Genomic DNA, 26766 nt, shown 5'->3' on the forward strand with positions numbered 1-26766 from the left:
TATGGCGTCACGACTACGCACGGCAGTCGTGGTTGCTGTCTCCGCCCTTCTTCTCGCGGTGGGCGCTCCCGCCGTGGCCGTCGCCGACCCGGTGATTCCGTCTCCGGCTCAGGCGCCCACCGAAGGACTCGAAGGGGCCAACGACTTCTCGTGCCGCCCGCCCGCCGAGCATCCGCGCCCCGTCGTGCTGGTGCACGGCACCTGGGCTGACGCGCAGGCGTCGTGGAAGTCGTTGGTTCCCGTGCTGAAGTCCGAGGGCTACTGCGTCTTCGCTCTCGACTACGGCTACAAGGCGACGCTGTCCTACGGCAACCCGCTCAATCTTTTCGGCGGCGACGACATCGCGCAGTCCGCGCAAGAGCTCGGCAGATTCGTCGACTCGGTCCTCGCGACCACCGGGGCGTCGCAGGTCGACATCGTCGGGCACTCACAGGGCGGAACGCTCGCCCGGCAGTACATGAAGTTCGACGGCGGCGCCGACTACCTGAACCCCGCCGCGAACAAGGTGCACACGCTGGTCACCCTCGGCGCCACCAACCACGGCACGACGTACGACTCCAAGCAGATCGTCGGTGACATCGCTCAGCAGTTCGGCATCCCGGTCACCTTCGTGGCAGCGGCGACGGTCGGTCCGTCCGCGGTCCAGCAGTTCGCCGGGTCGCCGTTCATGCAGCTGTTGAACGCCGGCGGAGACACCATGCCGGGCGTGGACTACACGATCATCGCCACACACCTCGACACGGTCTCCACGCCGCCCGAGGCGACGTTCCTCACCGCGGGTGCCGGCGCGACCGTCGACAACGTGTGGGTGCAGGACGGTTGCCCGAGCAACCCGACCACACACGCGACGCTGCCGACCGATCCGCGTGCGATGTGGATGGTCATGCGCGGCCTCGACCGGAGCTACGCCGATCGGGTCGCCTCTCCCTGCTAGAGCACCTCACCTTGCGATCGTGACGGCAATTCGTACCAGCTGGGAAGCAGTGTCCGCTGGTCGATTCGGGCGCTGCCGAGTTGCGTAGGGTTGAGAAACAGGCAGTTCGTGAGATCTGCACCGCGTAGGTCGGCACCGCGCAGGTCTGCGCCGAGAAGATCGGAGCCTGCCAGGTCCGTTCCGCGCATGTCCGCACCGAGAAGCGATGCCCCTCGGAGATTGGAACCGCGCAACGTCCGCCGCCGAAGATCGTGTCCCGCCAGGTCCGCGTAGGGCACCAGGGTGGGGTCGGGGGCGTCGTCCGTGGCTCGGTACGCGGCCCGTACCTGTTCGCTGGCGTCGTCGAGGATGGCGCGAACGCGCGACCTCGAAGAGTCGATGTCCACGGCTGCGATCGATCCGACCGTCTCCGTCAGGCGGCTGATCCGGTGCGAGAGTTCGTCGGCCTGTCTCGCGAGTTCGTCGTCGTAGGTCCGGGTTCGTGCCTGTGTGAGATGCCAGAGCATTTCGTGGAGCGAGGTCGCGGTGCGGAAGGTGTCGAACATCGACGCCGCGACGCTGGGGTCACTACGCCAGTCGCGGTCTGGAAAGAGTGTGCTGCTCACATGCTGACCGGCGCCGAAGCAGTCGAAGGCCGTGCACCCCCGAAAACCGCGCTCGTCGAGGGTGGCGTGGACGGTGCACGAGAACGACGGGGCCAGATTGGGGCAGGGGTCTCCCGCTCGTTTGTCGATGGGGAAGTCGGACGATCGGGCGAAAGTATAAGCAACGCAGCATAATCCGACGCATCGTCGGCAGTCGGCGCGCAGGTTCGACAGGGGGAGTGTTCGAGTGGTCATGGGATGCTCCAGGTGGAAGGGGTGCGGACCGGAGATGGCGGAAACCCGAGGGGGTTCCGCCGTGTTCGGGGCACACAAAGACCACCGAGCATCGAAGTGATGCGCGGGACGAGCGCGAAGGCGCGGTCACCAAGTCATGAGCTGAGGCACTGGCGGAGACGATAGCGCACCGGCCGTCGTCTTGACCGCCACTCCGAAACCCGGGGTGCGAGCGTTCCTCTGCCTGGCCGCGCTACCGTGGAGTAACCCTTCGAAAGGACTCTCATGAGCGGTCTCGTCCTGTCCCGTCGCGATCTCGACTTTCTGCTCTACGAGTGGCTCGACGTGCTCGCTCTGACCGAGCGCAAGCGCTTCTCCGAGCACTCGAAGGAGACGTTCGACGCCGTCCTGGATCTGAGCGAACAAATCGCGGTCCGGTACTTCGCCAACCACAACAAGAAGGCCGACGCCAACGAGCCGTACGTCGGCGACGACGGCAAGGTCGTCCTCATCCCCGAAGTGGCCGAGGCGCTGAAGGCGTTCGGCGAGGCGGGTCTGATGTCCGGGCAGTTCGACGACTCGTTGGGCGGCATGCAGCTGCCGACCTCGGTGTCCAAGGCGTCGCTCCTGTGGTTCCAGGCCGCCAACACCGGGACCGCGACGTACCCCTTCCTGACGATGGCGAACGCGAACCTGCTGGTCGAGTACGCCACCACCGAACTCGTCGACGCCTACGTCCGCCCGATGCTCGAAGGTCGGTTCCACGGAACCATGTGCCTGTCCGAGCCGCAGGCCGGTTCGTCGCTCGCGGACATCACCACCCGCGCCGAACTGCAGGACGACGGAACCTATCGGGTGAGCGGCACCAAGATGTGGATCTCCGGCGGTGACCACGAACTGGGTGAGAACATCGTCCACCTGGTGCTGGCCAAGATTCCGGGAGGCCCCGCCGGCGTCAAGGGCATTTCGCTGTTCGTGGTGCCCAAGGTGCTCGTCGGCGCGGACGGCTCGCTCGGTGAGCGCAACGACGTCTCGCTCGTCGGTCTCAATCACAAGATGGGCTACCGCGGCACCACCAACACCCTCCTCAACTTCGGCGAAAAGGGCGGCGCCGTCGGCTATCTCGTCGGAGAGCAGCACAAGGGCCTCGCCTACATGTTCAAGATGATGAACGAGGCGCGCATCGGAGTGGGCCTCGGCGCCACGGCGCTCGGCTACACCGGGTACCTGCACTCGGTCGACTACGCCACCCAGCGCACCCAGGGGCGCCCGCTCGGACACAAGGATCCCACCGCTCCGCAGGTCCCTCTCGTCGAGCACGCGGACGTGCGGCGAATGTTGTTGGCGCAGAAGGCGTATGTCGAAGGTGGACTTGCGCTCGGCCTGTACTGCTCGCATCTGGTCGACGAGCAGATCACCGCCGAGGACGAGAGCGTGCGCACGAACGCCGGCGTGCTGCTCGACGTCCTGACGCCCATCGCCAAGTCGTGGCCCTCACAGTGGTGCCTCGAAGCCAACAACCTCGCTATTCAGGTGCACGGCGGGTACGGCTACACACGCGACTACAACGTCGAACAGTTCTACCGCGACAACCGGCTCAACCCCATCCACGAAGGCACACACGGCATTCAGGGTCTGGACCTGTTGGGCCGCAAGGTCGTCGCCGACAACGGCGCCGGTCTCGCGCTTCTGGTGTCGACCATCCAGGACACGATCTCGCGTGCCACCGACGGCGTCGCAGCCGAGTACGCAGAGGCGCTGAGCTTGGCGGTCCAGCGCGTCGTCGGAGTCACCTCGACCCTGTGGAGCACCGGGGATCCGGCTCTGGCGCTGGCCAATTCGTCCGTCTACCTCGAGGCCGTCGGGCACGTGGTGGTCGCGTGGCTGTGGCTCGAGCAGCTGTTGGCCGCCGGTGACAAGGAGGGCGCCTTCTACGACGGAAAGCGTCTGGCGGCGCGGTATTTCTTCAACTACGAATTGCCGAAGACCGACCCGCAGTTCGACCTGCTGGGCAACCTGGACCGGACGACGCTGGATGCGGATATCTGGTAGGCGGCACACCCTGTGCGCGATTTCCGCCCCTATAGGGCACTAAATCGCGCACAGGTGGCGAAGCCGCCTTCCGCTCACCGAGGCAACAGGGCCGGCGTCACGATCTGCAGGCTGCTGCTGCCGTCGGGATCACTGCCGGTGACGACGACGCCACCCGTACGCGGATCCACCGCAACGGAGTTGGGCTGCTGCACGGTTGGAACGTCGCCCACGATCCGAGGCTGCTCCGGGTTGGTCGTGTCGACCACGCGGAGGATGTTCGACGCCGTCAGCGTGATGTACATCAGGTTGCGCTGAGGGTCGAACGCCATCCCGTACGGGTTTCCCGGCGCGTCCACACGGGAGACGTTCGTGATCTGCGGGCCGATGCGTTCGATGAGCACCGCGCCGCCGTCGGTGTCGGCGAACGCGGCGAGCCCGTTGTTCAATGCCAGTGCGTGCGTGAGCTTTTGACCCACCGGAGCCTGCGCGACCTGCTGCATGCTGACGCCGTCGTACACCCAAACTCCGTTGCCCTGCACGTCGGCGACCGCGGCGTACTGCCCGACGGCGGCGAGGCCACCCGGCTGTACCGGTCCGGCGGGCAGCTCACTGGCCACTTTGCCGTCTCGGATGAAGACGACACCGCCGCCCATCTCGTTGGTGACGACGATGGTGCCGTCGGAGGTCTGCACGGCGTCGTGCGGTTGGCGGCCGACCATCGACGCCGTCGACGTCACGGTGCCGTCGGCCAACGACAGCTGCGAGAACTCGTCCGACTGCTCGAGCGGAACGAGGACCGGACCGTCGGGGCCGGCCAGTGACAGGTGCCGCGCCGATCCCTCGGTCGGAATGGTCTGGCGGACAGCACCGGTGGTCGCGTCGAACAGTTCGATGCCGTCGGGGCTGCGGACGGACACTGCGCCGATGCCGGACGTTCCGATGACGATGCCCTCGGGGGCGTTTCCGATGGGCACCACGGTTCCCACCGGCGGCACCGTCGGCGCCTCGGCCTGGCCCGGTTCGGCGGCGGGCGTCCCGGTCGTGGTGCTGGGTGCGGGCGTCGTCGCGGCAGGGTCGTCGTTCGTCGAACTGCAGCCCGTGACGATCAGACAGACGGCAGCGGACGCGGCGAGGGTCGAGCGGGTGAGGCGCATGACTCCAGTGTGCACAAGCCTGCGCGGCGAGTGCGTCTAACGGTCGGCCTTGGCCAATGCCGACGGCCACCAGATCTTCCTGCCGATGTCGTACGACAGCGCCGGAACCAGGATGCTGCGCACGACGATGGTGTCGAGAAGGACTCCGAACGCGACGGCGAAACCCACCTCGGCCAGGAAGACCAGTGGCAGCACACCCAGGACGGCGAACGTTGCCGCCAACACGATGCCGGCCGAGGTGATGACCCCGCCGGTGACCGCGAGGCCGCGGATCACGCCGTCGCGTGTGCCGTGGGTGATGGTTTCCTCGCGCACTCGTGTCATCAGGAAGATGTTGTAGTCGATGCCGAGAGCGACGAGGAACACGAATGCGAACAGCGGGAACGACTGGTCGGCTCCCGCGAATCCGAGCACGTGGGTGAACACGATCCCGGAGACCCCGAGTGCCGCGGCGAAGGAGAGCACCACGGTGACGATCAGGATCAGCGGCGCGAGCAGAGCGCGCAGCAATACCGCGAGCACGATGAAGATGACCACGAGCACGATCGGAATGATGAGTTTGTTGTCGTGCACGGCTGCGTCCTGCACGTCGATCGTCGTCGCGGTCTGACCGCCGACGCGGGCGTTGCCCTCGATCCCGTGCAGCCTCTCGCGGAGGTTCTTGACGGTGTCGATGGCGGCGGGGGAGTCGTACGGATCGGCCAACGTCGCGTTGACGAGAGTGCGCCCGTCGATGGGATCGACCTGCAATTGTGGCGGCGCGCAACCGGTTCCACCGGCCTGTGCGGCTTGGGCGGCCTGCGGTCCGAGGCTCTGGATCAGCGCGGCGACCTTGGCGAAGTCCGGTTGCACGCACACCGAACCGGGCTTGGGGGAGATGCCGGGCTCGGACACCGCGGCGTCGATCGCGCCCTGGACGTTCGACGCGTCGACGGTGATGACGACGGGAGCGCCGGTGCCGGGGTCGAACTTGGCGTCGTACAACTCCTGTCCCGTGACGGCGGCGGGCTTGTTGGTGAAGGTCTCCGTGGTGGTGAGCCCGCCCGTGTCGAGACTCGCCACACCGATGATGCACAGCAGCAGCAGCACGGTGGCGCCGATCCACGCCGGTCGATGATGTGTGCCGATTACCGAGGCGATCCGGCCCCACACACCGTGGGTGGTGAGGTCGGCGGCGTGGTCGACCTTGGGTTTGCGAGGCCAGAACACCCACCGCCCGGCCGATGCGAGCACGACCGGGAGGAACGTCATCATCACCACCAACGTGCAGCCGATACCGATGGCTGCGACCGGGCCGAGGCTCTTGTTGGAGTTCAGCTCGGAGAAGCTCAGGCACAGCAGGCCGATGATGACGGTGACAGCCGAGGCGACGATGGCGGGAGCCGACTCCTTCCACGCCGTGATCATGGCGTCGAATCGGCTCTCGTAGTTGTGCAGCTCCTCGCGATACCGCGAGATGAGGAGCAGCGCGTAATCGGTACCGGCGCCGAGGACGAGGACCGACAGAATTCCTTGACTCTGTCCGGTGAGCGTCAGGAGGTCGGCCTTCGCAAGGAAATAGATGATCAGCGACGAGACCCCGAGGGCCAGCACAGCCGAGAGAATCGGAAAGAACCACAGCACCGGTGACCGGTAGACGACCAGCAGGATCAGAATCACCACGAGCAGTGCGGCGCCCAGCAATGCCCCGTCGAGCCCGGAGAACGCGTCGATGAAGGCGACGAGCAGTCCGCCGGGGCCGGCGGGGAGTACGGTGATGGAGTCACCGACTGCCCCCTCGGCCGCCGCCACGACGTTCTTCTCGGTCTCGGCGAGGACGTCCCCCTGAATTGGTGTGCCGTCGGTCTCGGCCACGAGCGGTACGTAGAGCGAGGCGGTCTTGCCGTCGGTCGAGTACGTGGGCATCGCAAGGTTGTCCGTGTCCACCCCCTCGACGGACCCTATTGCCTTCTGCGCGTTCAGGATCGAGGTCTTGTCGTCGTCGGAGAGCGGATCGGCCTTGTCGAACAGGACGAACCCGGGGATGGTCGGGACCTTCACGAACTCGGCGCTCTCGTTGCTCACCTGCGTCGATTCGGCGGACGAGGGGAGGTACGACGCGTTGTCGTTCTTTTGAACCTCGGACAGTTTGCCCTGGTAACTGCCGCCGGCTCCGCCGACGAGCAGGACGAGAACGGCCACGGCGACGGCGGTGAACACCGGCCAGCCGCGTCGAACGGTGCGGGGTGGGGACATCGTCTCGGTCATCTGGTTCGTCCATCTCGAGGTGTGGGGTGCGGTAAGTAGACCACCTGAATCGGACAAGATCATCAGGGTTGGACCCTGAACTTGGCCATATGCTTAGATACAAGTTGTGCGCAACTTGGAGACATCCGCCGATCGGGCTTATTCGACGGTCAAGGAGCTCATCGTGTCCGGTGAACTGCCCGGCGGTGAGCTGATCAGCGAGGGCGAGATCGCCGAACGTACCGGAACCAGCCGCACACCCGTACGCGAGGCCTTCCTGCGTCTGCAGTCCGAGGGCTGGATGCGGCTCTATCCCAAGCGTGGCGCGCTCGTCGTCCCCATCGCCGACGGCGAGGCCGGCCATCTGCTGGACGCGCGGCAACTGGTCGAGACGGGAAGCCTGCGGGCCTTCGCCGCCGACGACGCCGCCCGCGCACGAGCCCGCGATGAGATGGCATCGAGCTTGGAGCGCCAACGCGCACTGGCCGACGCCGGCGACTTCCTCGGCTTCAGCGCCGAGGACGCCGACTTCCACGCCATCGTCGTCCGTCACGGCCGCAACCCACTGCTCGACGTGTTCTACGCGAGTTTGCGAGACCGGCAGCGGCGGATGACCGCGAAGTCGGTCACACGCGATCCAGGACGGATCGCGTCGATCGTCGCCGACCACGAGCATCTGGCCGTGCTGGTCTCGGACGGTCGGGTGGACGAGTACGACACGGCAGTGCGGTCACACATGTATCGAGTGCACGGAATGGAGGCGGGGAACCGATGAACAGGAACTGGCTGCTCGTCGCAGCAGGAATGTTCGCCGTCGCGTGGGGCGGCAACGAATTCACACCGCTTCTCGTGATGTATCGGTCGGAGGGCGTGTTCTCGCCCGTCGTCGTCGACACCTTCCTGTTCGCATACGTCGTCGGCATCGTCCCGGCGCTGTTGATCGGCGGCCCGCTGTCCGATCGGTTGGGTCGACGCGTGCTCATGGTCCCCGCCCCGTTGATCGCGGCCGCCGGCTCGGTCGTCATCGCGCTGGGTTCGGAGTCGGCCGTCATGCTGTTCGTCGGTCGCGTCTTCAGTGGCGTCGCACTGGGAATCGGTATGGCTGTCGGGGGTAGCTGGCTGAAGGAACTGTCCGAACCGGGCGCCGGTGCGCGCCGCGCGGCGATGAGTCTGACCGGCGGCTTCCTGATCGGCGCGGGGGTCGCGGGCGTGCTCGCGCAGTGGGCACCGTGGCCCACCGGGCTGTCCTACGCGGTGCACGTCGTGATGTGCCTGGCCGTGTTCTCCGTCATCCGCCGGGCACCGGAAACCGTTGCGCGTCAGGCCAACCCCGGACGGCTGCTCGACGATCTGAAGATCCCCTCGGCCGGTCACCGACGGTTCCTGACGGTGGTGCTGCCGGTCGCACCCTGGGTGTTCGGTGCGGCGAGCGTGGCGTACGCGGTGCTGCCGGCACTGATGACCGGTCACAGCGGGTCCGCGCCGATCGCGTTCTCCGCGTTGCTCGGGGTGGTCGCACTCGGGTGCGGGTTCACGATTCAGGCGGTCGGCCGGCGGATCGACACTCCGGGCGGTGCGCGCGCGGTGCTGGTGGCGCTCGGCATCATCGTGGCCGGAATGGCCCTCGCGGCCGTTGCTGCCGACCGGCTGACGGTGCCTCTGGCGCTGCTCGCGGCGGCCGTTCTCGGCGGTGGATACGGCATGGCGCTGGTCTCGGGACTGCAAGAGGTGCAACGGATTGCGGGACCCGAGGACCTGGCCGGGCTGACGGCGGTGTTCTACTCGATCACCTACCTCGGCTTCGCCGTTCCCGCGATCCTGGCGGTGCTGGTGCAGGAATTTCCTGCCCTCGTCTCGTACCCTGTCCTCTTCGGAATCGGGTCCGTGGTGGCGCTGGTGTCGCTCGGGTGGGTGGCGCTGCGGTCGCGGGCGCATCTACCGGCGGATGACGGCGCCGAGGTGGAAGCAGTGGCGTAGGCACGCTGCGCTACGTGGTACTGCGCTCGATGTCGAACGGATGATGTGTCAACTTCTCTGCGACGCCGGAGTGCACGATTCTGTGTGCGGACGTCGTCGGCTTTCGTTTTGCCTGGTCGGTCACGCTCGCGGTGAATTCGTCGGCGATGGTCAGACGGGGGTAGGCCGTCAACACCTCGTCGACGAACTCGGAGGGTAGATCCGCCGAGCGGGCGCCCGAAATGTCCAGGGCAGTAGCGGTTTCGAGCAGGTACCCCTCCACGTCCACATCAGGATCGACCGAAGTCCAGTTGTGCCGCACGATCACCTCCAGCGCACGCGTCCGTCTGGCCGCCGGCCACCCGGCGCCGGCGGTGAGGGCGATGGCTACGTGTCCACCGGCCTCCTCGTACGACGTGGCCACATTGTCGAACGGAGGAGTGAGTCCGACGTCGTGGAGGACGGCAGAGACGTACAGCAATTCGTGGTCGACGCTGGGAAGACCCTCCAGTGAAGCAAACCCCTCGGCCCACACCCACGAGCGAATCACGTGGTTGAGCAGCGCAGGGGAGCAGTATTCGGTAGCCAACTCGAGGGCGGCCGCGGCCGCCGGAGTGGTCGGTCGGGTGAGGTCCCCCAGGTTCATGAGCGCCAGACTACTGTGCGCGAATTCCGCCCCTGGAGGGCCGGAAATCGCGCACAGGGGGCGAAGCCCCTACAACCGCGGCAACTGCTTGCCGTTCAACCACGGATCCCAGAACGCCGGGGTCGTCCCGTACCGCGAAGCGAGGTCGGTGAAGTCGGCCGTCACCACCGTGGAGTAGCGGAACTTGTCGGTCCACTCCTGGATCAGCGCGAAGAACTTCTCGTCACCGACGGTGCGGCGCAACGCATGCAGGGCGAGGGCGCCGCGCTTGTAGATCCGGTCGTCGAACATCGCTTCGGGACCGGGGTCGGACAGCACGATGTCCATCGGCAGTGCGGCCTGCGCCGAATGTGCGCGGGTGGCGCGGGAATGCGCGGACGGGCCGCCCGAATTCTCCGACCAGATCCACTCGGAGTAGCAGGCGAAGCCTTCGTGCAGCCAGATGTCGCGCCAGCGCCCGATAGTCACGCTGTTGCCGAACCACTGGTGCGCGAGCTCGTGCGCGACCAGGCGCTCGTACCGCCGGGTTCCGTCGCAGTGATTCGCGCCGAAGATGCTGAGTCCCTGTGCCTCGATGGGGATTTCGAGATCGTCGTCGGTGACCACGACGGTGTAGTCGGCAAACGGGTAGGGCCCGTACAGCCGCACGAACACGTCCATCATCTCGGCCTGACGACCGAAGTCGTGAGCGTACGACGCGGTCAGGCGCGACGGCAGCACGGCCGAGATCGGAACCGAGTCGGACTGCACGGTGTGCTTCTCGTACGGGCCGATCTGGATGGTCGCGAGGTACGACGCCATCGGCTCCGGCTGGTCGTAGACCCAGGTGGTGCGCGAGGACTTGGTCTGCTTGCGCACCAACGTCCCGTTGGCCAGAGCGAAGTACGGCGAGTCGGTGGTGATCGAAATGCGGTAGCTCGCTTTGGAACTGGGGTGATCGTCGCACGGGAACCAGGACGCGGCCCCGTTCGGCTGGCTGGCGACCAGTGACCCCTCGGTGAGTTCCTCCCACCCGACCTGCCCCCACAGTCCGCGGATCGGTTGCGGGTTGCCGTTGTAGGCGACCACGACCACGAACGGCGCGCCGGTGGCCAGGGGCTTGCTCAACGAGACGGTCAGTTTGCCGTCGCGGTGGGCGTATTTGCTTACGCGCGAACCGTTCACGGTCACCTTGGACGCGCTCAGGGCCGGTCCGAAGTCGAGCGAGAACTTCTGCAGCGGCGCCACGGTGACCGCACTGACCGTCGCCTTGCCCGACAAGCGGTTCGCACTCACGCGGTACTCGAGCTCGAGGTCGTAACGGGAGACCTTGAATCCCCGATTGCCGTTCTGGGGCAGGTAAGGGTCGATGGGTGGTTCGATGGCCTCGCTCTCGAACCGTGGAGTCAGCGGCTTCACCGGGCGTCCGACTCGCTCAGAGGATCTCCTTTGACCCACGGCGCGATCGGGTTGCCCTGCCACCGGCTGGATCCCGGCACGCGGTCGCCGCGCATCACCAACGACGCGGGTCCGACGGTGGCGCCGGGCCCGATACCTGCAGCGGGAAGCGCGACGCAGTGCGGCCCGAGGGTCGCACCGGCTCCCAGGGTGACGGTGTCCATACTCATGATCCGATCATGGAACAGATGTGTCTGTACAACGCACCCACGGTTCACCGTCGCTCCGTCGCCGAGGGTGATCAGATCGGCTTCCGGCAGCCAGTACGTCTCACACCAGACGCCGCGTCCGATGGTGGCGCCCAACCATCGCAACCACACGTTCAGCACCGCGGTGCCCTCGGCGGCGCGTGCGAACCACGGGGCGGCGACAGTCTCGACGAACGTGTCCGCGACCTCGTTGCGCCAGACGAACGAACTCCACAACGGATGCTCGACGGCTCCGATGCGGCCCACGACGAGCCACTTCGCGACGGCCGAGACGGCCGCGGCCACCGCCCCGGCGACGAGGAGCACCAGTCCGCTCAGCAGCGCCGCCAGCCAGTACCCGACGCTCGACGCGAGCGCCGTCAGCCCGACCAGCACGCCCCAGCCGATCGCGAACGTCACCATCACCGGAATCAACCGGCACGTCTCGACGACGGCGCGAGCGATCTTGAGCTTGCGCGGCGGGTCGAACGTGCGGGCCGTGTCCGCCGAATGGGGTGCACGGCGCAACCGCACGGGCGGGCTGCCCAGCCACGACGACCCCGATTTCGCCTTGGCGGGCGCCGCGGAGAGCACCGCGACGAGACCGTTCTTCGGCACTCGGCGCCCGGCGCCGGCCATACCCGAATTGCCGAGGAACGCGCGCTTGCCCACCTTCGCCTCGCCCAGCAGCATCCAGCCGCCGCCGAGTTCGTAGCTCGCGACCATCGTGTCGTCGGCGAGAAACGCGCCGTCGCCGACGGTGGTGAACTTGGGAACCAGCAGAACCGTCGACGCCTCGACGTCCTTGCCGATGTCGGCGCCCAGCAGTCGCAGCCACCGCGGGGTCAGCAAGGAGGCGTAGAGGGGGAAGAGGAACGTGCGGGCGGCGTCCATGAGGCGTTCGGTGGCCCAGACCTGCCATCCGATGCGGCTGCGCACCGCGTGATACCCCGGCACCAAGCCGATCGAGAGCAGCCGCACGGCGACCACCGTGATCACCGCGTACACGAGCAGGCTGAGCAGCGTCGCGAGCGGAAGCCACGCCAACCCGAGGCCGAGTGCGCCGGCGAGTGTGGTGGTGTCACGCACGCCCCACCCGATCAGCGCGACGCCGAACGCGAGCGCGAGGATCGACAGACCCGACAGCAACAGTGAGGTGATGCCGTAGGCGACCACCCATCGGCTCGCGCGCGGTGGGGTGTTGGCCGGCCAGAGATGCTCGGCCTTACCGACTTTCGCGGCCGGCGACCCCGCCCACTGCTGGCCGGCCTTCACCTTGCCGACGACGGCGGATCCGGCGAGGACCTCCGCGTTCTTGCCGATCTGCGCTCCGGGCATGACCGTCGAGCGCGCCCCGACGGCAGCGCCGGCGCCGACGGTGATGTGACCGATGTGCACGACGTCGCCGTCGATCCAATGCCCGGACAGGTCGACCTCGGGCTCGATCGAGCATCCGTCGCCGAGCGACAGCATTCCGGTGACGGGCGGGAGCGTGTGCAGGTCGACGCCGCGCCCGATGTCGGCGCCCAGCGCCCGTGCGTAGTAGACCATCCACGGTGCGCCGGACAGGTTGGAAGCGCCCGACGCGTCGGTGAGCCGTACCGCCGTCCACAGGCGCAGATGGACGCTGCCGCCGCGTGGGTACGAGCCGGGCTCGATGCCGCGCAGCAGGATTCGCGAACCGATCACCGAAATCGCCATCCGGCCGATGGGCGTGATGAACAGCAGGAACCCGGCGAGAATCCACCACCAGGACACCGTCGGCAGCCAGGGGATCGGGGTGAGCGCGGACACGACGTTGGCCGAGGCGCCCAGCCACGTCGTCCACTGCAGCCCGGTCAGCGTCGTCAGGGGAACCGTGGCCGCGATCTGCGCCCACTGCGCCCTTCGCGGCGTCGGAACGACCTCCCGGGGTTCGACCGCCTCGGTCGGAGCCAGCTCGTCCAGCATGCTCACCAGCGAACCCAGGCGCGGGTGGTCGTAGAGCTCGGCGACGGTCACCGACGGGAACTTCTCGCGCAACTTCGTCACCAGCTGTGCGGCCGAGAGGGACCCCCCGCCCGCGGCGAAGAAGTCGACGTCGGGTGAGTCGATCTCGGTGCCGAGCACATCGGTCCACATGTCGGCAACCCAGCGCGCCGTGCCGTGCAGATCCGAGGTGGGCACGGCATCGGACTGTCGGCGCGGCAGCGGCCACGGCAACGCGTTGCGGTCGACCTTGCCGGAGGTACGCGTCGGCAGTTCGTCGAGGAGGGCGAGCCGCGGAACCAGCGCGGTGGGCAACCGGTCGACGAGGATCTCGCGGGCGCGGGCCAGATCGAAATCTGGATCGGTGCTCGCGAGATATCCGACGAGAATCGGTGTGCCGGAACCGGTCTTGCGCACCGCCGCGGCTGCCGCGCTCACTCCCGGGAGAGCCTGCAACGCGTTGTCGACCTCGCCGAGTTCGATGCGGCGTCCGCCGACCTTGACCTGATCGTCGGCGCGGCCCTGGAACAGCAGACCCTCTTCTTCCAGGCGTACGAGATCGCCACTGCGATAGGCACGTTCCCACCCGAGAGACGGCATCGGGGCGTACTTCTCGGCGTCCTTGGCCGGGTCGAGGTAGCGCGCCAACCCGACGCCGCCGATCACCAGTTCGCCGACGTCGCCGATCGCGACCGGTTCGCCGTCCGGTCCGACGACTGCGAGATCCCAACCGTCCAAGGGCAATCCGATGCGCACCGGTCCCTGGCCGTCCATCAGGGCAGCGCATGCGACGACGGTGGCCTCGGTGGGGCCGTAGGTGTTCCAGACCTCACGTCCCGGAACCGCAAGGCGCTCGGCCAGTTCCGGCGGGCAGGCCTCACCTCCGAAGATGAGCAACCGAACGTCCTCGAGCGTGACGGCCGGCCAGAGTGCCGCGAGGGTGGGCACCGTCGAGACGACGCTGATGTCGCGCGCCACGAGCCACGGTCCGAGATCCATGCCGCTGCGCACCAACGATCGAGGAGCGGGCACCAGACACGCGCCGCCCCGCCACGCCAACCACATCTCTTCGCAGGAAGCGTCGAACGCGACGGACAGTCCGGCCAACACGCGGTCGCCGGGCCCGATCGGATTGTCCTGCAGAAACATTCGTGCCTCGGCGTCGACGAACGCCGCGGCGTTCCGGTTGCTGACCGCGACGCCCTTCGGGGTGCCGGTGGATCCGGAGGTGAAGATGATCCAGGCGTCGTCCTCGGGGTTGGGACGACGGACCGGTCCGGCTCCGGGCGTGGCCGCCGCCGTGGCAGTGACACCGGACTCCATGACGATCGCGGTGACCCCGGCCTCGGAGAAGACGAGCTCGGCACGCTCGTCGGGATCGTCGACGTCGACGGGGACGTAGGCCGCGCCGGCGCCGATGATCGACAGAATCGCCGCGTACAGCGAGTACGTTCCCGACGGCATCCGGATGCCGACGCGGTCGCCCGCGCACACCCCGGCCCGGCCCAGCCACTGCGCTCCCTCGTCGATGGCGTCGAGCAGCTCGGTGTACGAGATGGTGGTGTCACCGTCGTCGATCGCGGGTGCGTCGGGGAAACGCCGCGCCGTGTCCTCGAGCACGTCGATCAGCGTCCGCGCGGGCGGGGCCTGCGCGGATCTCAGGTACGTCTCGGGAATGCGGGTCTGCAGTGACAAGGTGTGGCGGCCTTTCCGGTCCTTTTCTGGTGCAGGTGTTATCCCACATTCAGTTTGCGCGCGGGTGAACAACTGCGCCCGGTTGACAACCGCGCGTGTCCTTTGTCATCCTTCCTGCCAGGTCACGAGTACCAGCATCAAGCCCCGGCTCGCTGGTCGGCAACCCTCCTCCGCGGTGGGGTGCTCCGGGTGACGACCAGGCCGTGTCCCGAACCGGGACAGGGCAAGCGCGGACTCCTCGTGGGTCCCCTTTCCGAGGGAGAACTCTGTCATGACCACCGCATTGCGTACCCCCTGCGCCGTCTCGGGCGCCGATCTCGACGTTCCTCTGCTCGACGGCCGCACGGTTCGCTACGCCAACTTCGACTACGCCGCCAGTGCTCCGGCCCTCGAGGCGGTCACCGACGCGGTACGAAACGCGTTGCCCTACTACGCTTCCGTGCACCGCGGCGCCGGGTACCCCTCACAGGTGTCGACGCAGGCCTACGAGGACGCGCGCGCGACGGTCGGGGACTTCGTCGGTGCACGCGACACCGACGTCGTGGTCTTCACGCGCAACACCACCGATTCGTTGAACCTGTTGGCGCGCTGCGTCCCCGGAGACACCGTGGTGCTCGACATCGAACACCACGCGACGCTCCTGCCGTGGCACGGTCGACGCGTGGTGAAGGCCGCCGACTCGTTCGACGAGACCTGCCGGCGCCTGATCGCCGAGCTGTGGTCGAAACCCGCTGCACTGCTTGCGGTCACAGGTGCGTCGAACGTCACCGGTGAGGTGCTTCCGCTCGCCCGGCTGGCAGCCATCGCGCACGAGTGCGGCGCCCGTATCTGCGTCGACGCAGCACAACTGGCGCCGCATCGGGCCGTCGACATCGCAGCACTGGGTGTGGACTACCTCGCGTTCTCCGGGCACAAGCTGTATGCCCCGTTCGGTGCGGGAGTCCTGGTGGGCAACCGTGATTGGCTCGACGCCGCCGACCCCTACCTCGCCGGTGGCGGCGCCGTCACCGACGTGACCGTCGACGAGACGGCGTGGGCAGCATCGCCGGAACGTCACGAAGGCGGCACCCCCAACGTCTTGGGAGCAGTGGCGCTCGCAGCCGCATGCACCGCCCTGACCACGGTGGACTCCGTCGGCCACGAGCGAGAGCTGACCGACACGCTGCGACGCGGGCTGGCGGCGATACCCGGCGTGTCGTTCCTGCGCGCCTTCGACGACATCGAGGACACGGTCGGCATCGTCACCTTCGTCGTCGACGGGTTCGAGCCCGCTCGCATCGCGTCGTACCTGTCGGGCGAGCACGGAATCGGCGTGCGCGACGGGCGGTTCTGCGCCCACCCGCTGCTCGCGAAGCTCGGTGCTCCCCGCGGTGCGGTGCGTGCAAGCCTCGGTCTGGGAACGTCCGGCGCGGACGTCGACCGTCTGGTCGACGCGGTGTCGGCGCTGGTGGACGAGCGCAGTGTGACGTACGACGCACTCTCCGGCGCGGAGGCGACGAATGGTTAGCATGAGTTTCATGTTCGAGAGCACTCGATGGGCCCGTAGGCACGTCGATCTGTGCCGCGTCTCGTCCACCGCGTGTCACCCCTGAAATACGGCGACTGCACCGCAGCGTTTTATAAGCAGGGCCCACCAGCGCGACAAGGACATCTCATGACAACTGCACCCCGCGTCTCCATCGGGACTCTCGATCTCACCGTCGACGCACCCACGCTCGAGACCGTGCGCATTCAGGCGTCGGATCTGGCGGAGGCACAGGCTCAGCGCTCCCGCTTGCGTCAGGACTTCGCGGCCGCCGGTCACGACCCGGACCAACTCGCGGTGATCCTCGACGTCGACACGCACATCGCCGCCGACGCCCGGACCGCCCGCAAGGACCTGGCCAACTCGGTGTCGGTTCCGGCTCCGCAATCGTTGCTGTACGTCGGCACCGCCTCCGGCCTCGCCGGGCTGATCGCCGACATCAAGGCCGCCGACGTCGCGGACGGGGTGAATCTGCACCCGATTCTCGAGCAGGACCAGGTTCGCAGCCGCATCGTCGACGACGTCCTGCCGGTGCTGGCGGCGCGAGGCGCGGTCCTGAACTCCGAGGCCGTCGCCGGTCTCGCCCAGCCCGGATCGACCCGGAAAGCAAGCTAGTCAGGCCCGACGTCGACCGCCAAGCCTGCGGTGATGCGGAGGAGCTCGCTGTAGGTGGTGCGAAAGAGCGTGTTGGGGTGGCCCCCCGCGGCCCAGAGTTCTTGGTGCAGGCCCAGATCGGTGTCGACGAAGGTCGGCAGGTTGGTCGGGTGGCCGACGGGCGCGACGCCGCCGATCGGCTGACCGGTGGCGTGCTTGACCACGTCGAGCGGTGCGCGCACCAGCGTGCCGTCGAGACGTGCTCCGGTCGCCTCGAGGTTCACGTTGTGTGCGCCGGAGACGAGCAGCAGTACCGGGTCGTCGTCGAGCAGAAACACCAGCGACTTGGTGATCGCACCGACCGGAACACCCACCGCCGCAGCAGCTTCGGCGGCGGTGTGCGTCGGCTCGCTCTGCGTCACGATGACCCCGTGGTGGCCTCGTGAGATCAGAACGTCCGCGACGTGCGCTGCGTTCGGATGCAGGAGCCGAGACATCACGCGCCTCGGGACACGTCCGCCGCGGCGCGCGCTGTGTCGGTCAGTCGTCCGAACATGCGCAGTCGCGCCATGCCGCCGTCGGGGAAGATGTCCATGCGGATCTCGGTGACCGGGTCGGAGTGATCGAGCACGAAACGGTGCCGGGTGTCGGGCTGCAGGCGCGTCCTCGGCAGCAGGTCGAACCACTCGCCGTCGTCGCAGCGTCCCTTCAAAGATGCTGCGCCGGGAGCATTTCCGAGGAAGCACGACGTGTCGAGCTCGGCCAGCGCGATGACGGACTCGCCTGCCAGACGTACCTGGACCCAGTCGTTGGCGTCGTTGCGTCGGCGGGAGGTTTCCCAGCCTTCGCCCATCGCGCGCGGCGGTCCGGGGAAGAGAAGGTTGTTCGGTGAGCTGTAGAACATGTTCGAGCAGGCGGTGACGTATCCGCCGTTCTCGAGGGACGCCAGGTCGATGGGGCCGGCGTCGAGGAACTTCGGGTCGGGACGGCCACGCCCGAGAACCCGCAGGCGCGCCACACCGCCGTCGGGGTAGATGGTCAGTTTGACGTGGGTCCACCGCCCGTCGGACGCCACCTTGAAGCGGTTCTCGGTGTCACCCTCCACGGGACTGCGCGGCACGATGGTGACCCAGTCGACCTCGCTGCGAAGTTCGTCCGTGCTCGGAAAGCCGTCCACCGCAGCAGCTTCGACGGAAATTTCCGGCGGGTAGTTTCCGGTGAACCATCCGGTGTCGACGATGATCGCCTCGACGACGCCCGGCGCACCGAGGCGGACGATGGCCTCGTCGTACCCGGGCTCGCGGCGGCGTCTGGTCTCCCAGCCGTCGTAGATCTGGCCTTTGTGGCCGAACGTGGCGGCTTGATAGACGGCCTTGCCGGGGCGGATCAGGTTCTCCTTCTCCGCGAACGTCTCGTCGTTGGCCCATACGACGGCTCCGCCGAGCGTGCGAACGGCGAGGTCGGGCAGAGGTAACGGGAAGGTCGACGTCATGAGGAGCAGGCTAATACAGCGGATAGCCCTCTTCCGGTCCGAGCATCCGCTCGAGCCTGATGTGGTTGATCCGTGCGAGCTCGTTGCGCATGACCTTGCGCTCGGTCTCGCGGTCGTTGAGCATTCGGCTCTCGATTTCGGCCGTGATGTCCGGTGCGGTCCGCCCCGCCGGCACGCACAGCAGCCGGAACCCGAACAACTCCTGGTAGGCGGCGCAGGCCGACTGCAGGACGGCCTGTTCCGATTCGCTCACCGAAACCGCGCACTGCTCCTGCGCCGACCGAAACCTGTTCATACGGCTGCAGATCGGCGGGTGGCCGGTGAGCGCCTCGTCGATATCGGACTCGGACAACTCGCCGAGCTCGGCGTCGGCAGCGCGGAAGAGATCGTCGTACGACGCGTAGGGCCGCCTGTCGGCGAGGCTGGACGCCCAGGTGACCGAGGGGCAGCACTCGAACAGCGCGTGGACGGCCTGTCGGTGATTCATCGTGTTGAATCGCCCCAGACCGATTCCTTGATGCATCAACATGGCCCAACTATGAGGCTGGTTCAGCGCGTAAGCCAGGTCCGAGCAGGAACTTTGCACAGGCTTAACGCGCCGTAACACGGCGCCGAGGTGGTTCGTTAATGTACGACCATGACCACCTCATGGACCGCGTTCACCGTCGAGCAGGCCGATCACGTCGCCACCGTCACCCTTGTCGGTCCCGGCAAGGGAAACGCGATGGGACCGGACTTCTGGCGCGAACTTCCGCTGCTGTTCGGTGAACTCGACGCCGATCCAGACGTGCGGGCCATCGTTCTTCTGGGGTCCGGCAAGCACTACTCGTACGGCCTCGATCTGCCCGCCATGGCAGGCGAATTCGCACCGCTGATGGGCGAGCGCGCCCTCGCAGAACCGCGCACCGCGTTCCACGGGATGATCAAGCGGATGCAAGCGGCCATCACGGCGGTCGCCGACTGCCGCAAGCCCGTCGTCACGGCCGTGCAGGGATGGTGCATCGGCGGCGCTGTCGATCTCATCTCCGCCGCGGACATTCGCTACGCGAGCGCCGACGCGAAGTTCAGCGTTCGTGAGGTGAAAGTCGCGATGGTGGCCGACGTGGGCTCGTTCGCACGATTGCCGCGCATCCTCTCCGACGGGCATCTGCGCGAGTTGGCGCTGACCGGCAAGGACATCGACGCCGCGCGCGCCGAGAAGATCGGTCTGGTGAACGACGTGTTCGACGACGCCGAGAGCGCGGCAGCAGCGGCGCAGCGGACGGCGGCCGAGATCGCGGCCAACCCGCCCCTCGTCGTGCAGGGTGTCAAGGACGTCCTCGACCACAGTCGTAGTGCAGCCGTGGACGATTCGCTGCGGTACGTCGCCGCGTGGAACGCCGCGTTCCTGCCGTCCGAGGACCTGCAGGAGGCCATCACCTCGGTGTTCGAGAAGCGGCCGGCGCAGTTCCGAGGTCGCTGACCGGCCGGGAAGGCCGGAGGCCGGTCGGGAGGCTGAGGCTTGCCTGGACCCGGGTACAATCCGACAGGTCGGTCGGGCCGAGCAGAAGGACACCAGTGGCCGAACAGCGACAGATTCGGCTGGGCGCCAACGAGCGATCCACTTGCAACGCCATCGCGGTGATGACGCTGGGCTTCGGCATCGTCTCGATGTTCGTCGTCCTGTCCGACGAGGGTCCGCCGTCGACGCTGGGTTTGATCGTTGCTCTCGTCGTGGCCGGTTCGACTGTGCCCGTGGCGCTGTGGTGGTACCGACGCGGTCGTCTGCGAACGCTGATGAGCCCGTGGTTCGTCGTGTATGCCGACGCCGGGGTGACGATCAATTCGCTGCTGTTCCACAGCCGCGACCTCTCGCTGTTCGCCACCAATCTGTTCGTGGTGATCGGGTACTTCGCCCTGTTCCTCGTCGGCCGACGCGCCACGCGTCTACATCTGTGCCTGGTCCTCGCGGTCACGGCATACATCGCGTGGTCCGCGCTCGAGACCGGGCAGCTCAGCGTGTGGTCGGTGGCGTCGCGCGTCGCGATCTCGCTGTTGGTCAACGTCGGCGGCCTGGCCTTCGTGTCGAACTTCAACCTCGAGGTCAGGGCGGTGCTGCGGACCCAGGAAGACCTGGTGCACACCGATCCGCTGACCGGGCTGCTGAATCGTCGCGGGTTCGAGCGAGACGTCGACCGCATGATCGAGCGGATCGAGAGCGGTGAGGCCGCCGACGACATCGCCGTCCTGTCGATCGACATCGACAGCTTCAAGTCGGTCAACGACAGTCACGGTCACGCCGCCGGCGACGAGGTGATCAAGCTCGTCGCCGCACGCCTGTCGGAGGTGCTGGGTGAGAGCGCCTCGATCGCGCGCAGCGGAGGTGAGGAGTTCACCGTCGCCGTCCCCGCGGCGGATCGCGCCGCATTGCACCAGCTGGGCGAACGGGTGCGGACGGTCGTCAGCTGCGAGAGCGACGTCGTCCCGGTGACGGTCAGCGTGGGTGTGACGCGCTTCGATCGCAGCCGCCCGGAGCCGGTGATGTCGGCACTGCGGACCGCCGATTCGGCCATGTACCGGGCGAAACGAGCGGGCGGCAACCGCACTCACATCGCGGAGTGCAGTTCGAGCTGAGTCAGCGGAAAGCGCTCTTCGGGTCGTTCCACAGCTGGTCGGTGAAATCCTCGAGAACGACGAGCACGACCTGATCCTCGGCCCGCCGCAGGATCGACTTGCTGGCACGCACCTGAAGGATGTCGCCCTTGGCGTCGGACATCCGCCAGAGCGAATCGGCGCGGGTGGCCACCGTGGTCAGGAACGTCTCGGCGATGTTCACGCCGAGGCCTTCGCGCTCGGGGAAGATGTCGTGCAGATGCATCCGCTGATCCGACGGGGGCTCGTCGGGGTCGATTCCCATCAACTCGCGGAACGACTCGTTGGCGAAGACGACGGTGCCCTCGGGATCGACTGCGAGCACCGGCACCGGGATCCGGTCGAGGACCACGGTGACGGGTAGCTCCGGAAACTGGTTGGGATCGGAAATGGCCCGAGAAGCCGGATCCCTACGATCGCCGCCGGATTCGCTCATCGATTTCTCCAAACCGTTTCTGTGCACTGATCACTGCTTCGACCGTTACGGATGTACCGGATGCTAGCAGCGAGGGAAGGCTGAGGTCGGCGACCGGTCAGTGCCCGTTCTTGGCGAGTCTCTCGATCGATGCAGTGATCTCGGCCTCCGCCTCGCTTCGGCCCACCCAATCCGAACCCGTGACGTGTTTGTTGGGCTCGAGGTCCTTGTAGTGAACGAAGAAGTGCTCGATCGCGTCGAGTTCGAACTTAGACACGTCGCCGAGATCTTGAATGTGATCCCAGCGCGGATCGCCCGCGGGGACGCACAGAACCTTGTCGTCGCCGCCGGCCTCGTCGACCATCTTGAACATCGCGACGGGACGGGCCTCGACGAGAACGCCGGGGAACACCGATTCCGGGAGAAGCACGAAGGCGTCGAGCGGGTCGCCGTCCTCGCCGAGCGTTCCCTCGATGAATCCGTAGTCGGCGGGGTAGCCCATGGCCGTGTAGAGGTAGCGGTCGAGGCGGACGCGGCCGCTCTCGTGATCGACCTCGTACTTGTTGCGCTGGCCCTTGGGAATCTCGATGGTCACATCGAACTGCACGTGAGGTGTCCTTTGCTCTCCGGCTGACTGTGGCTCGGTCGAAACAGTAGCGGGTCGGCGCGCATCCACGCCCGAACGGACCCCACGGATAGAGTTCCCCGCGTGAGTCAGTGGAAGCGATCGGGCGGAAAGCTGTCCTCTCGGACTCAGGTGACCGTCATGGCCGTGATCGTCGTCGCCGTCGTGTTCGCGCTGACCCTGCTGCTTCTGAACCTCCCGTTCGGTGCGCAGACGTCGGAGGAGCGGGCAGCATCCGTGTCGCCGGAACCGTCGCCGATCACCGCGACGCCGCAGGTCGCGCCCCTTCCCGACGACGCGCCGATCCCGTCGACGGCGGGCTTGTCGGCGGCGCTGGCGGGCCCTCTCGCCGACCCCGACCTCGGACGGTTCACCGGGATCGTGCACGACGCGAAGACCGGCGACGTGCTGTGGTCGAGCAACGAGAACGCGCCCATGACGCCCGCGTCCACCACCAAGGTGCTCACGGCCGCCGCCGCCATGATCGCGCTGCCCGACGACCACCGCGTCGAGACACGCGTGGTCAAGGGCGATCGGGACGGGCAGATCGTCGTCATCGCGGGCGGTGACACCACCCTCACCGCGCAACCCGTCGGCGCACCGGTGTTCTACGCGGGCGGCGCGCGTATCGACGACATCGCCGAGCAGGTGCGGCGATCCGGAGTGCCGGTGAGCAGCATCGTCGTCGACACCAGCATCTACTCCGGCGACCTCCTGGCGAAAGGCTGGTTCCCCGCCGACATCGCCGGCGGCAGCCTGGCGCCCATGGAGCCGCTGATGCTCGACGGTGCGCGCTCGAACCCCCTGGTCGACGAATCGCCGCGCAGCACCACACCGGCGCTCGACGTCGGGCGAGCGCTCGCATCGGCGCTCGGGGTCGACCCGGGCGCGGTGAGCTCGGGCAGAGCGCCGCAGGGCGCCGACCAGCTCGCGAGCGTGCAGTCCGCGCCGCTGCGGCAGCGGCTGGGGCAGATGATGGGATTGTCGGACAACCTTCTCGCGGAGTCGATCGGGCGCGAGATCGCGCTCGACGAGGGCAAACCGGCGTCGTTCTCCGGCGCCGTGGACGCGGTTGTCTCGACGTTGACGACGGCCGGATTCAACGTCAACGGGGTGTCGCTGCAGGACGTGAGCGGTCTGTCCGTCGACAACGTCATTCCGGCTCGGGTGCTCGGCGACGTGGTCACGGCCGCGGCCACGGACTCCGATCCGTCGTCGTCCGACTCGACGGCGCAGCGGGACGAGGAGCTGCGGCCGATGCTCGACTACCTCCCCGTGGCCGGTGCGACGGGCACCCTCGCCGATCGGTACGCGTCCGGTGATCGCACCGCCGCAGGGTGGCTGCGCGCGAAGACCGGAACCTTGTCGACGGCCAGTGCGTTGGCGGGATACGTGGTCGACGCGAGCGGACGGGTACTCACCTTTGCGCTCATGTCGAACGACAGGCCGCCCGAGGTCGGTAGACCGGCCCTCGATGCGGTGGCGTCGACGTTGCGCTCGTGCGGATGCGCGTAGTGGCTCTGGAGGGCGGTTCGAATGGTTGAGACCAAGAGCAACTTCGGCGGGGCCGTCGACTGGTCGCTCGCGGCCACCGTCGGAGCCAAGCTGGCGCCCGCCGGCCCCAAGACCACCCGCTACACCACCGATGCGGCGCTGGCCGAGCTGGCCGACGCCTCGAAGCGCGCCGAGGGTCCCGTCCGCGACGTCACCGGACTGGCCGACGGACTACCGGTGCCCGACGCGCTGATCCTCGATCGGCCCGGCTGGATCAGGGAAGCGTCGAAGTCGATGGGTCATCTGATCGGTGCCGACGAGGGCCACGACGGAGGCTTTCTCGGCGGGAAGCCGGCCGGTGTGCAGGCCGGTGCCATGCTCGCTTTTCTGTCGACGGCCATTCTCGGTCAGTACGACCCGTTCACCGGCCCGAACGGGACCCTGCTGCTGGTCATGCCGAACATCATTTCCGTCGAGCGGACACTTCGCTTGCAGCCGAGCGACTTTCGGCTCTGGGTGTGCCTGCACGAGGTCACGCACCGCGTGCAGTTCTCGTCGTCGCCCTGGCTTGCCCAATACATGCAGGACTGCGTCGCGACGCTGAGCGAGGGCGTAGACGAACCGATCTCCGACGTCATCGGACGCCTGAGCACCGCGCTGCGTCAGCGGTCCTCGGGCGAGGCGGACGCGTCCAGTCAGGGGATCGTCGGGCTGCTCCGCGCCACGCAGGCCGAGCCGCAGCGCGAGGCACTCGACCGGCTGCTGATGCTCGGCACGCTGCTCGAAGGTCACGCCGACCACGTGATGGATGCCGTCGGACCCGCGGTGGTTCCGACGGTGGCGAGCATCCGAACTGCGTTCGACCGCAGAAGAACTCGCAAGCAGAACCCGTTGCAGCGCCTGATCAAGATGCTTCTCGGAATGGACGCCAAGATGGCGCAGTACGTGCGCGGCAAGGCGTTCGTCGATGCCGTGGTGGGCACGGTCGGCATGGAGCGGTTCAACACAGTGTGGACCGACGCGGACACGTTGCCGCGCACCGCCGAGATCGACGACCCGGATGCGTGGATTCGCCGAGTTCTCGGCTGATGTTCGATCGTCCTGCGCTGCACGAGATTCGGCTGGCGGTGCGGGCGTGGCGTCGCGAACACGGGGTGGACGAGGCGGTGGTGGCACTGTCCGGCGGCGCCGACTCCCTGGCTCTGACGGCCGCGGCGGTTGCCGAGATGGCGACGGTCCGCGCGGTTGTCGTCGACCACGGTCTGCAGGCTGGTTCGGCGCAGGTTGCCGCTGTCGCCGTCGAGCAGGCACTGCAATTCGGTTGCAGCGCAGCACAAGTCGTGACGGTGCAGGTGAGCGGTTCGGGTGGTCCCGAAGCTGCGGCCAGGCGCTCGCGCTACGCGGCCCTCGACGACGCCCGCGCCGGTGTGCCAGTTCTGTTGGGGCACACCCTCGACGACCAGGCGGAGACGGTTCTGCTCGGTCTCGGTAGAGGGTCCGGGCCCCGCTCGATTCGCGGGATGGCGCCCTACGACCCGCCGTGGGGACGACCACTGCTCGGCGTGCGACGCGAGCGCACGCGCGCGGCCTGCGCGGAGTTGGGCGTGCAGCCGTGGGAGGACCCGCACAACACCGACCCCGCCTACACCCGAGTGCGCATCCGCCGGGAGGTACTGCCGTTGCTCGACGACGTGTTGGCCGGGGGAGTCGCGGAGGCATTGGCGCGGACCGCCGGGCAGCTGCGGGAGGACGGTGACGTGCTCGACGGGCTGGCGTCTGACGTCCTGGCGACCGCGACACGCGATGAGGACCTCGACGTCGGCGCCCTCGAGGGGGTCCCGTCGGCGGTGCGCCGACGCGTGATCCGGTCCTGGTTGCTCGCGGGCGGAGCGAGCGCCGTGACGGCGGGCCAGTTGCAGTCCGTCGACGATCTGATCGGGCGGTGGCGCGGTCAGGGTGAGGTGGCGGTGGCGGGGAGGCCGGAGGCCGGTCGGGATGTGGCGGGAAGGCCGGAGGCCGGTCCGGATGTGGCGGGAAGGCCGGGAGGTTCGCCGGCTCTGAGGCCGGTGAGGTTGGTCGTCTCTCGTAAGCATGGCAGGCTGACGCTCGGAAAATCTGCTGCCGCGCTCTGAAGGGAAACCGCCGTGTACGAGGGCGACATCGCATCGGTCCTGATCTCCGAAGAAGAGATCGACAAAAGGATCGCCGAGCTGGCCGCAGAAATTGCCCAGCGTTATCCCGTCGGTGCACCCGAGGGCGACTTGCTGTTGGTCGGCGTTCTCAAGGGCGCCATCATGTTCATGACCGATTTCGCGCGGGCGCTCCCGATCCCGACGCAGCTCGAGTTCATGGCCGTGAGTTCGTACGGGTCGTCGACGTCGTCGTCGGGCGTCGTGCGCATTCTCAAGGACCTCGATCGCGACATCCACGGCCGCAACGTGCTGATCGTGGAGGACATCATCGACTCCGGGCTCACCCTGTCGTGGCTCAAGCGCAACCTCGCGACGCGTCAGCCGGCGTCGCTCGAGGTGGTGACGCTGCTGCGTAAGCCCGACGCGATCAAGGTCGACGTCGAGGTGGCCAACGTGGGCTTCGACATTCCGAACGAGTTCGTCGTCGGCTACGGGCTCGACTACAACGAGCGCTACCGCGATCTGCCCTACATCGGCACCCTCGAGCCGAAGGTGTACGGCGGCTGAAACCGCTTCCACCTCGGCGGTGATCACGGTCATAGTGCGCGAGATTCCGCTCGAAGCGAACCGTTTCGCCGTGATCACCGAATGAGTAAGGGAACCCGAACAGGCTCACCGGGCGTTGAACAGTTCAGTGGGCCACGCTTGTCGCAGGTGGTTCCCTACGTACCGACCAGCCGGACACCGTTCGCGGTAACCTGACATGTCCGGTGCGTAGCCGACTCACGCACACCGAACTGCC

The 26766-nt window shown here is 67.5% G+C and carries 24 protein-coding genes and 1 riboswitch; of the genes, 13 read left to right on the forward strand and 11 right to left on the reverse strand.

Going from position 1 to position 26766, the window contains the following annotated elements; genetic code table 11:
- Position 1 precedes the first annotated feature (1 nt).
- The gene (locus tag AC59JP_RS13560) at positions 2 to 934 is read left to right on the forward strand and encodes an esterase/lipase family protein (RefSeq protein ID WP_497326287.1); all 933 of its coding nucleotides are present in this window, start codon (positions 2 to 4) and stop codon (positions 932 to 934) included.
- On the opposite strand, the gene AC59JP_RS13565 is transcribed toward AC59JP_RS13560, so the two are convergent.
- Positions 931 to 1773, reverse strand: coding sequence for a pentapeptide repeat-containing protein (locus tag AC59JP_RS13565; RefSeq protein ID WP_497326288.1), 843 nt, complete (start codon positions 1771 to 1773; stop codon positions 931 to 933). The genes AC59JP_RS13560 and AC59JP_RS13565 overlap by 4 nt on opposite strands.
- Before the next feature lie 264 nt (positions 1774 to 2037).
- Between AC59JP_RS13565 and AC59JP_RS13570 the strand changes: the two genes are divergently transcribed.
- Positions 2038 to 3804 (forward strand): acyl-CoA dehydrogenase, encoded by a 1767-nt coding sequence (locus AC59JP_RS13570; protein WP_497326289.1) that lies wholly within the window; start codon positions 2038 to 2040, stop codon positions 3802 to 3804.
- 74 nt (positions 3805 to 3878) lie between these two features.
- Here the strand turns inward: AC59JP_RS13570 and AC59JP_RS13575 are convergent, their stop codons facing one another.
- Complete coding sequence (locus tag AC59JP_RS13575; protein WP_497326290.1) at positions 3879 to 4940, reverse strand: NHL repeat-containing protein; 1062 nt, start codon at positions 4938 to 4940, stop codon at positions 3879 to 3881.
- 36 nt (positions 4941 to 4976) lie between these two features.
- Positions 4977 to 7187 (reverse strand): MMPL family transporter, encoded by a 2211-nt coding sequence (locus tag AC59JP_RS13580; protein ID WP_497326291.1) that lies wholly within the window; start codon positions 7185 to 7187, stop codon positions 4977 to 4979.
- A 106-nt stretch (positions 7188 to 7293) separates the two neighbouring features.
- Here AC59JP_RS13580 and AC59JP_RS13585 point away from each other — a divergent pair, with 106 nt between their 5' ends.
- Entirely contained in the window at positions 7294 to 7941 is a 648-nt protein-coding gene (locus tag AC59JP_RS13585; RefSeq protein WP_497326292.1) for a GntR family transcriptional regulator, read from the forward strand.
- Positions 7938 to 9143, forward strand: coding sequence for an MFS transporter (locus tag AC59JP_RS13590; RefSeq protein ID WP_497326293.1), 1206 nt, complete (start codon positions 7938 to 7940; stop codon positions 9141 to 9143). The genes AC59JP_RS13585 and AC59JP_RS13590 overlap by 4 nt, the downstream gene beginning before the upstream one ends.
- Before the next feature lie 10 nt (positions 9144 to 9153).
- Here AC59JP_RS13590 and AC59JP_RS13595 read toward each other — a convergent pair whose 3' ends face one another.
- The 3 genes from AC59JP_RS13595 to AC59JP_RS13605 form a co-directional block, all read right to left on the reverse strand.
- Complete coding sequence (locus AC59JP_RS13595; RefSeq protein ID WP_497326294.1) at positions 9154 to 9768, reverse strand: HD domain-containing protein; 615 nt, start codon at positions 9766 to 9768, stop codon at positions 9154 to 9156.
- A gap of 69 nt (positions 9769 to 9837) precedes the next feature.
- A complete protein-coding gene (locus tag AC59JP_RS13600; RefSeq protein WP_497326295.1) occupies positions 9838 to 11166 on the reverse strand; it encodes a M1 family metallopeptidase in 1329 nt (442 codons plus the stop codon).
- A complete protein-coding gene (locus AC59JP_RS13605) occupies positions 11163 to 15056 on the reverse strand; it encodes a Pls/PosA family non-ribosomal peptide synthetase (protein ID WP_497326296.1) in 3894 nt (1297 codons plus the stop codon). The genes AC59JP_RS13600 and AC59JP_RS13605 overlap by 4 nt, the downstream gene beginning before the upstream one ends.
- A gap of 120 nt (positions 15057 to 15176) precedes the next feature.
- A riboswitch (SAM riboswitch) is annotated at positions 15177 to 15292 on the forward strand.
- Between the two features lie 35 nt (positions 15293 to 15327).
- Here AC59JP_RS13605 and AC59JP_RS13610 point away from each other — a divergent pair.
- The 3 genes from AC59JP_RS13610 (at position 15328) to AC59JP_RS13620 (ending at position 17196) form a co-directional block, all read left to right on the forward strand.
- Positions 15328 to 16563 carry an aminotransferase class V-fold PLP-dependent enzyme gene (locus AC59JP_RS13610; RefSeq protein ID WP_497326297.1) on the forward strand — a complete coding sequence of 412 codons (1236 nt, stop codon included), beginning with the start codon at positions 15328 to 15330 and terminating at the stop codon, positions 16561 to 16563.
- Between the two features lie 10 nt (positions 16564 to 16573).
- Positions 16574 to 16648, forward strand: a complete 75-nt coding sequence (locus AC59JP_RS13615) for a putative leader peptide (protein ID WP_497326500.1) — start codon at positions 16574 to 16576, stop codon at positions 16646 to 16648.
- Positions 16649 to 16710: 62 nt separating this feature from the next.
- Positions 16711 to 17196, forward strand: a complete 486-nt coding sequence (locus tag AC59JP_RS13620) for a hypothetical protein (protein WP_497326298.1) — start codon at positions 16711 to 16713, stop codon at positions 17194 to 17196.
- On the opposite strand, the gene AC59JP_RS13625 is transcribed toward AC59JP_RS13620, so the two are convergent.
- From AC59JP_RS13625 to AC59JP_RS13635, 3 genes are read right to left on the reverse strand one after another with little or no spacing between them, the layout of a single operon-like run.
- Positions 17193 to 17672 carry a YbaK/EbsC family protein gene (locus AC59JP_RS13625; protein WP_497326299.1) on the reverse strand — a complete coding sequence of 160 codons (480 nt, stop codon included), beginning with the start codon at positions 17670 to 17672 and terminating at the stop codon, positions 17193 to 17195. The two genes, AC59JP_RS13620 and AC59JP_RS13625, sit on opposite strands and share 4 nt — an antisense overlap.
- Positions 17672 to 18667: an allantoicase gene (gene alc, locus AC59JP_RS13630; RefSeq protein ID WP_497326300.1), complete on the reverse strand. Its 996-nt coding sequence runs from the start codon at positions 18665 to 18667 to the stop codon at positions 17672 to 17674. The genes AC59JP_RS13625 and alc overlap by 1 nt, the downstream gene beginning before the upstream one ends.
- A gap of 10 nt (positions 18668 to 18677) precedes the next feature.
- Positions 18678 to 19196 carry a 2-oxo-4-hydroxy-4-carboxy-5-ureidoimidazoline decarboxylase gene (locus AC59JP_RS13635; RefSeq protein WP_497326301.1) on the reverse strand — a complete coding sequence of 173 codons (519 nt, stop codon included), beginning with the start codon at positions 19194 to 19196 and terminating at the stop codon, positions 18678 to 18680.
- A gap of 108 nt (positions 19197 to 19304) precedes the next feature.
- Here AC59JP_RS13635 and AC59JP_RS13640 point away from each other — a divergent pair, with 108 nt between their 5' ends.
- A complete protein-coding gene (locus tag AC59JP_RS13640) occupies positions 19305 to 20129 on the forward strand; it encodes a crotonase/enoyl-CoA hydratase family protein (protein ID WP_497326302.1) in 825 nt (274 codons plus the stop codon).
- A gap of 95 nt (positions 20130 to 20224) precedes the next feature.
- Complete coding sequence (locus tag AC59JP_RS13645; RefSeq protein WP_497326303.1) at positions 20225 to 21280, forward strand: GGDEF domain-containing protein; 1056 nt, start codon at positions 20225 to 20227, stop codon at positions 21278 to 21280.
- A 1-nt stretch (position 21281) separates the two neighbouring features.
- Here AC59JP_RS13645 and AC59JP_RS13650 read toward each other — a convergent pair whose 3' ends face one another.
- Together AC59JP_RS13650 and AC59JP_RS13655 are read right to left on the reverse strand one after the other, a co-directional pair.
- Positions 21282 to 21734 (reverse strand): PAS domain-containing protein, encoded by a 453-nt coding sequence (locus AC59JP_RS13650; protein WP_497326304.1) that lies wholly within the window; start codon positions 21732 to 21734, stop codon positions 21282 to 21284.
- Positions 21735 to 21831: 97 nt separating this feature from the next.
- The gene (locus AC59JP_RS13655; RefSeq protein WP_497326305.1) at positions 21832 to 22320 is read right to left on the reverse strand and encodes an inorganic diphosphatase; all 489 of its coding nucleotides are present in this window, start codon (positions 22318 to 22320) and stop codon (positions 21832 to 21834) included.
- 159 nt (positions 22321 to 22479) lie between these two features.
- Here AC59JP_RS13655 and dacB point away from each other — a divergent pair, with 159 nt between their 5' ends.
- From dacB to hpt, 4 genes are read left to right on the forward strand one after another with little or no spacing between them, the layout of a single operon-like run.
- Positions 22480 to 23853 carry a D-alanyl-D-alanine carboxypeptidase/D-alanyl-D-alanine endopeptidase gene (dacB, locus tag AC59JP_RS13660; protein ID WP_497326501.1) on the forward strand — a complete coding sequence of 458 codons (1374 nt, stop codon included), beginning with the start codon at positions 22480 to 22482 and terminating at the stop codon, positions 23851 to 23853.
- A 21-nt stretch (positions 23854 to 23874) separates the two neighbouring features.
- Complete coding sequence (locus tag AC59JP_RS13665) at positions 23875 to 24921, forward strand: zinc-dependent metalloprotease (protein WP_497326306.1); 1047 nt, start codon at positions 23875 to 23877, stop codon at positions 24919 to 24921.
- On the forward strand, positions 24921 to 25964 hold the full coding sequence (gene tilS / locus AC59JP_RS13670; protein WP_497326307.1) for a tRNA lysidine(34) synthetase TilS: 1044 nt from the start codon (positions 24921 to 24923) through the stop codon (positions 25962 to 25964). The genes AC59JP_RS13665 and tilS overlap by 1 nt, the downstream gene beginning before the upstream one ends.
- A gap of 12 nt (positions 25965 to 25976) precedes the next feature.
- Positions 25977 to 26531: a hypoxanthine phosphoribosyltransferase gene (hpt, locus tag AC59JP_RS13675; protein ID WP_497326308.1), complete on the forward strand. Its 555-nt coding sequence runs from the start codon at positions 25977 to 25979 to the stop codon at positions 26529 to 26531.
- Positions 26532 to 26766: the final 235 nt, after the last annotated feature.

The organism is Rhodococcus sp. 320_ES (assembly GCF_059691855.1).

Bases quoted from the DNA above. Each gene is read 5' to 3' on its own strand.
- AC59JP_RS13665 (WP_497326306.1), top strand. From the start codon at position 23,875: ATGGTTGAGACCAAGAGCAACTTCGGCGGGGCCGTCGACTGGTCGCTC.
- AC59JP_RS13650 (WP_497326304.1), bottom strand. From the start codon at position 21,734: ATGAGCGAATCCGGCGGCGATCGTAGGGATCCGGCTTCTCGGGCCATT.
- AC59JP_RS13635 (WP_497326301.1), bottom strand. From the start codon at position 19,196: ATGTTGATGCATCAAGGAATCGGTCTGGGGCGATTCAACACGATGAAT.
- AC59JP_RS13590 (WP_497326293.1), top strand. From the start codon at position 7,938: ATGAACAGGAACTGGCTGCTCGTCGCAGCAGGAATGTTCGCCGTCGCG.
- tilS (WP_497326307.1), top strand. From the start codon at position 24,921: ATGTTCGATCGTCCTGCGCTGCACGAGATTCGGCTGGCGGTGCGGGCG.
- AC59JP_RS13560 (WP_497326287.1), top strand. From the start codon at position 2: ATGGCGTCACGACTACGCACGGCAGTCGTGGTTGCTGTCTCCGCCCTT.
- AC59JP_RS13570 (WP_497326289.1), top strand. From the start codon at position 2,038: ATGAGCGGTCTCGTCCTGTCCCGTCGCGATCTCGACTTTCTGCTCTAC.
- AC59JP_RS13580 (WP_497326291.1), bottom strand. From the start codon at position 7,187: ATGACCGAGACGATGTCCCCACCCCGCACCGTTCGACGCGGCTGGCCG.
- alc (WP_497326300.1), bottom strand. From the start codon at position 18,667: ATGACGTCGACCTTCCCGTTACCTCTGCCCGACCTCGCCGTTCGCACG.
- AC59JP_RS13595 (WP_497326294.1), bottom strand. From the start codon at position 9,768: ATGAACCTGGGGGACCTCACCCGACCGACCACTCCGGCGGCCGCGGCC.
- AC59JP_RS13610 (WP_497326297.1), top strand. From the start codon at position 15,328: ATGACCACCGCATTGCGTACCCCCTGCGCCGTCTCGGGCGCCGATCTC.
- AC59JP_RS13565 (WP_497326288.1), bottom strand. From the start codon at position 1,773: ATGACCACTCGAACACTCCCCCTGTCGAACCTGCGCGCCGACTGCCGA.
- AC59JP_RS13640 (WP_497326302.1), top strand. From the start codon at position 19,305: ATGACCACCTCATGGACCGCGTTCACCGTCGAGCAGGCCGATCACGTC.
- dacB (WP_497326501.1), top strand. From the start codon at position 22,480: ATGGCCGTGATCGTCGTCGCCGTCGTGTTCGCGCTGACCCTGCTGCTT.
- AC59JP_RS13575 (WP_497326290.1), bottom strand. From the start codon at position 4,940: ATGCGCCTCACCCGCTCGACCCTCGCCGCGTCCGCTGCCGTCTGTCTG.
- AC59JP_RS13620 (WP_497326298.1), top strand. From the start codon at position 16,711: ATGACAACTGCACCCCGCGTCTCCATCGGGACTCTCGATCTCACCGTC.
- AC59JP_RS13625 (WP_497326299.1), bottom strand. From the start codon at position 17,672: ATGTCTCGGCTCCTGCATCCGAACGCAGCGCACGTCGCGGACGTTCTG.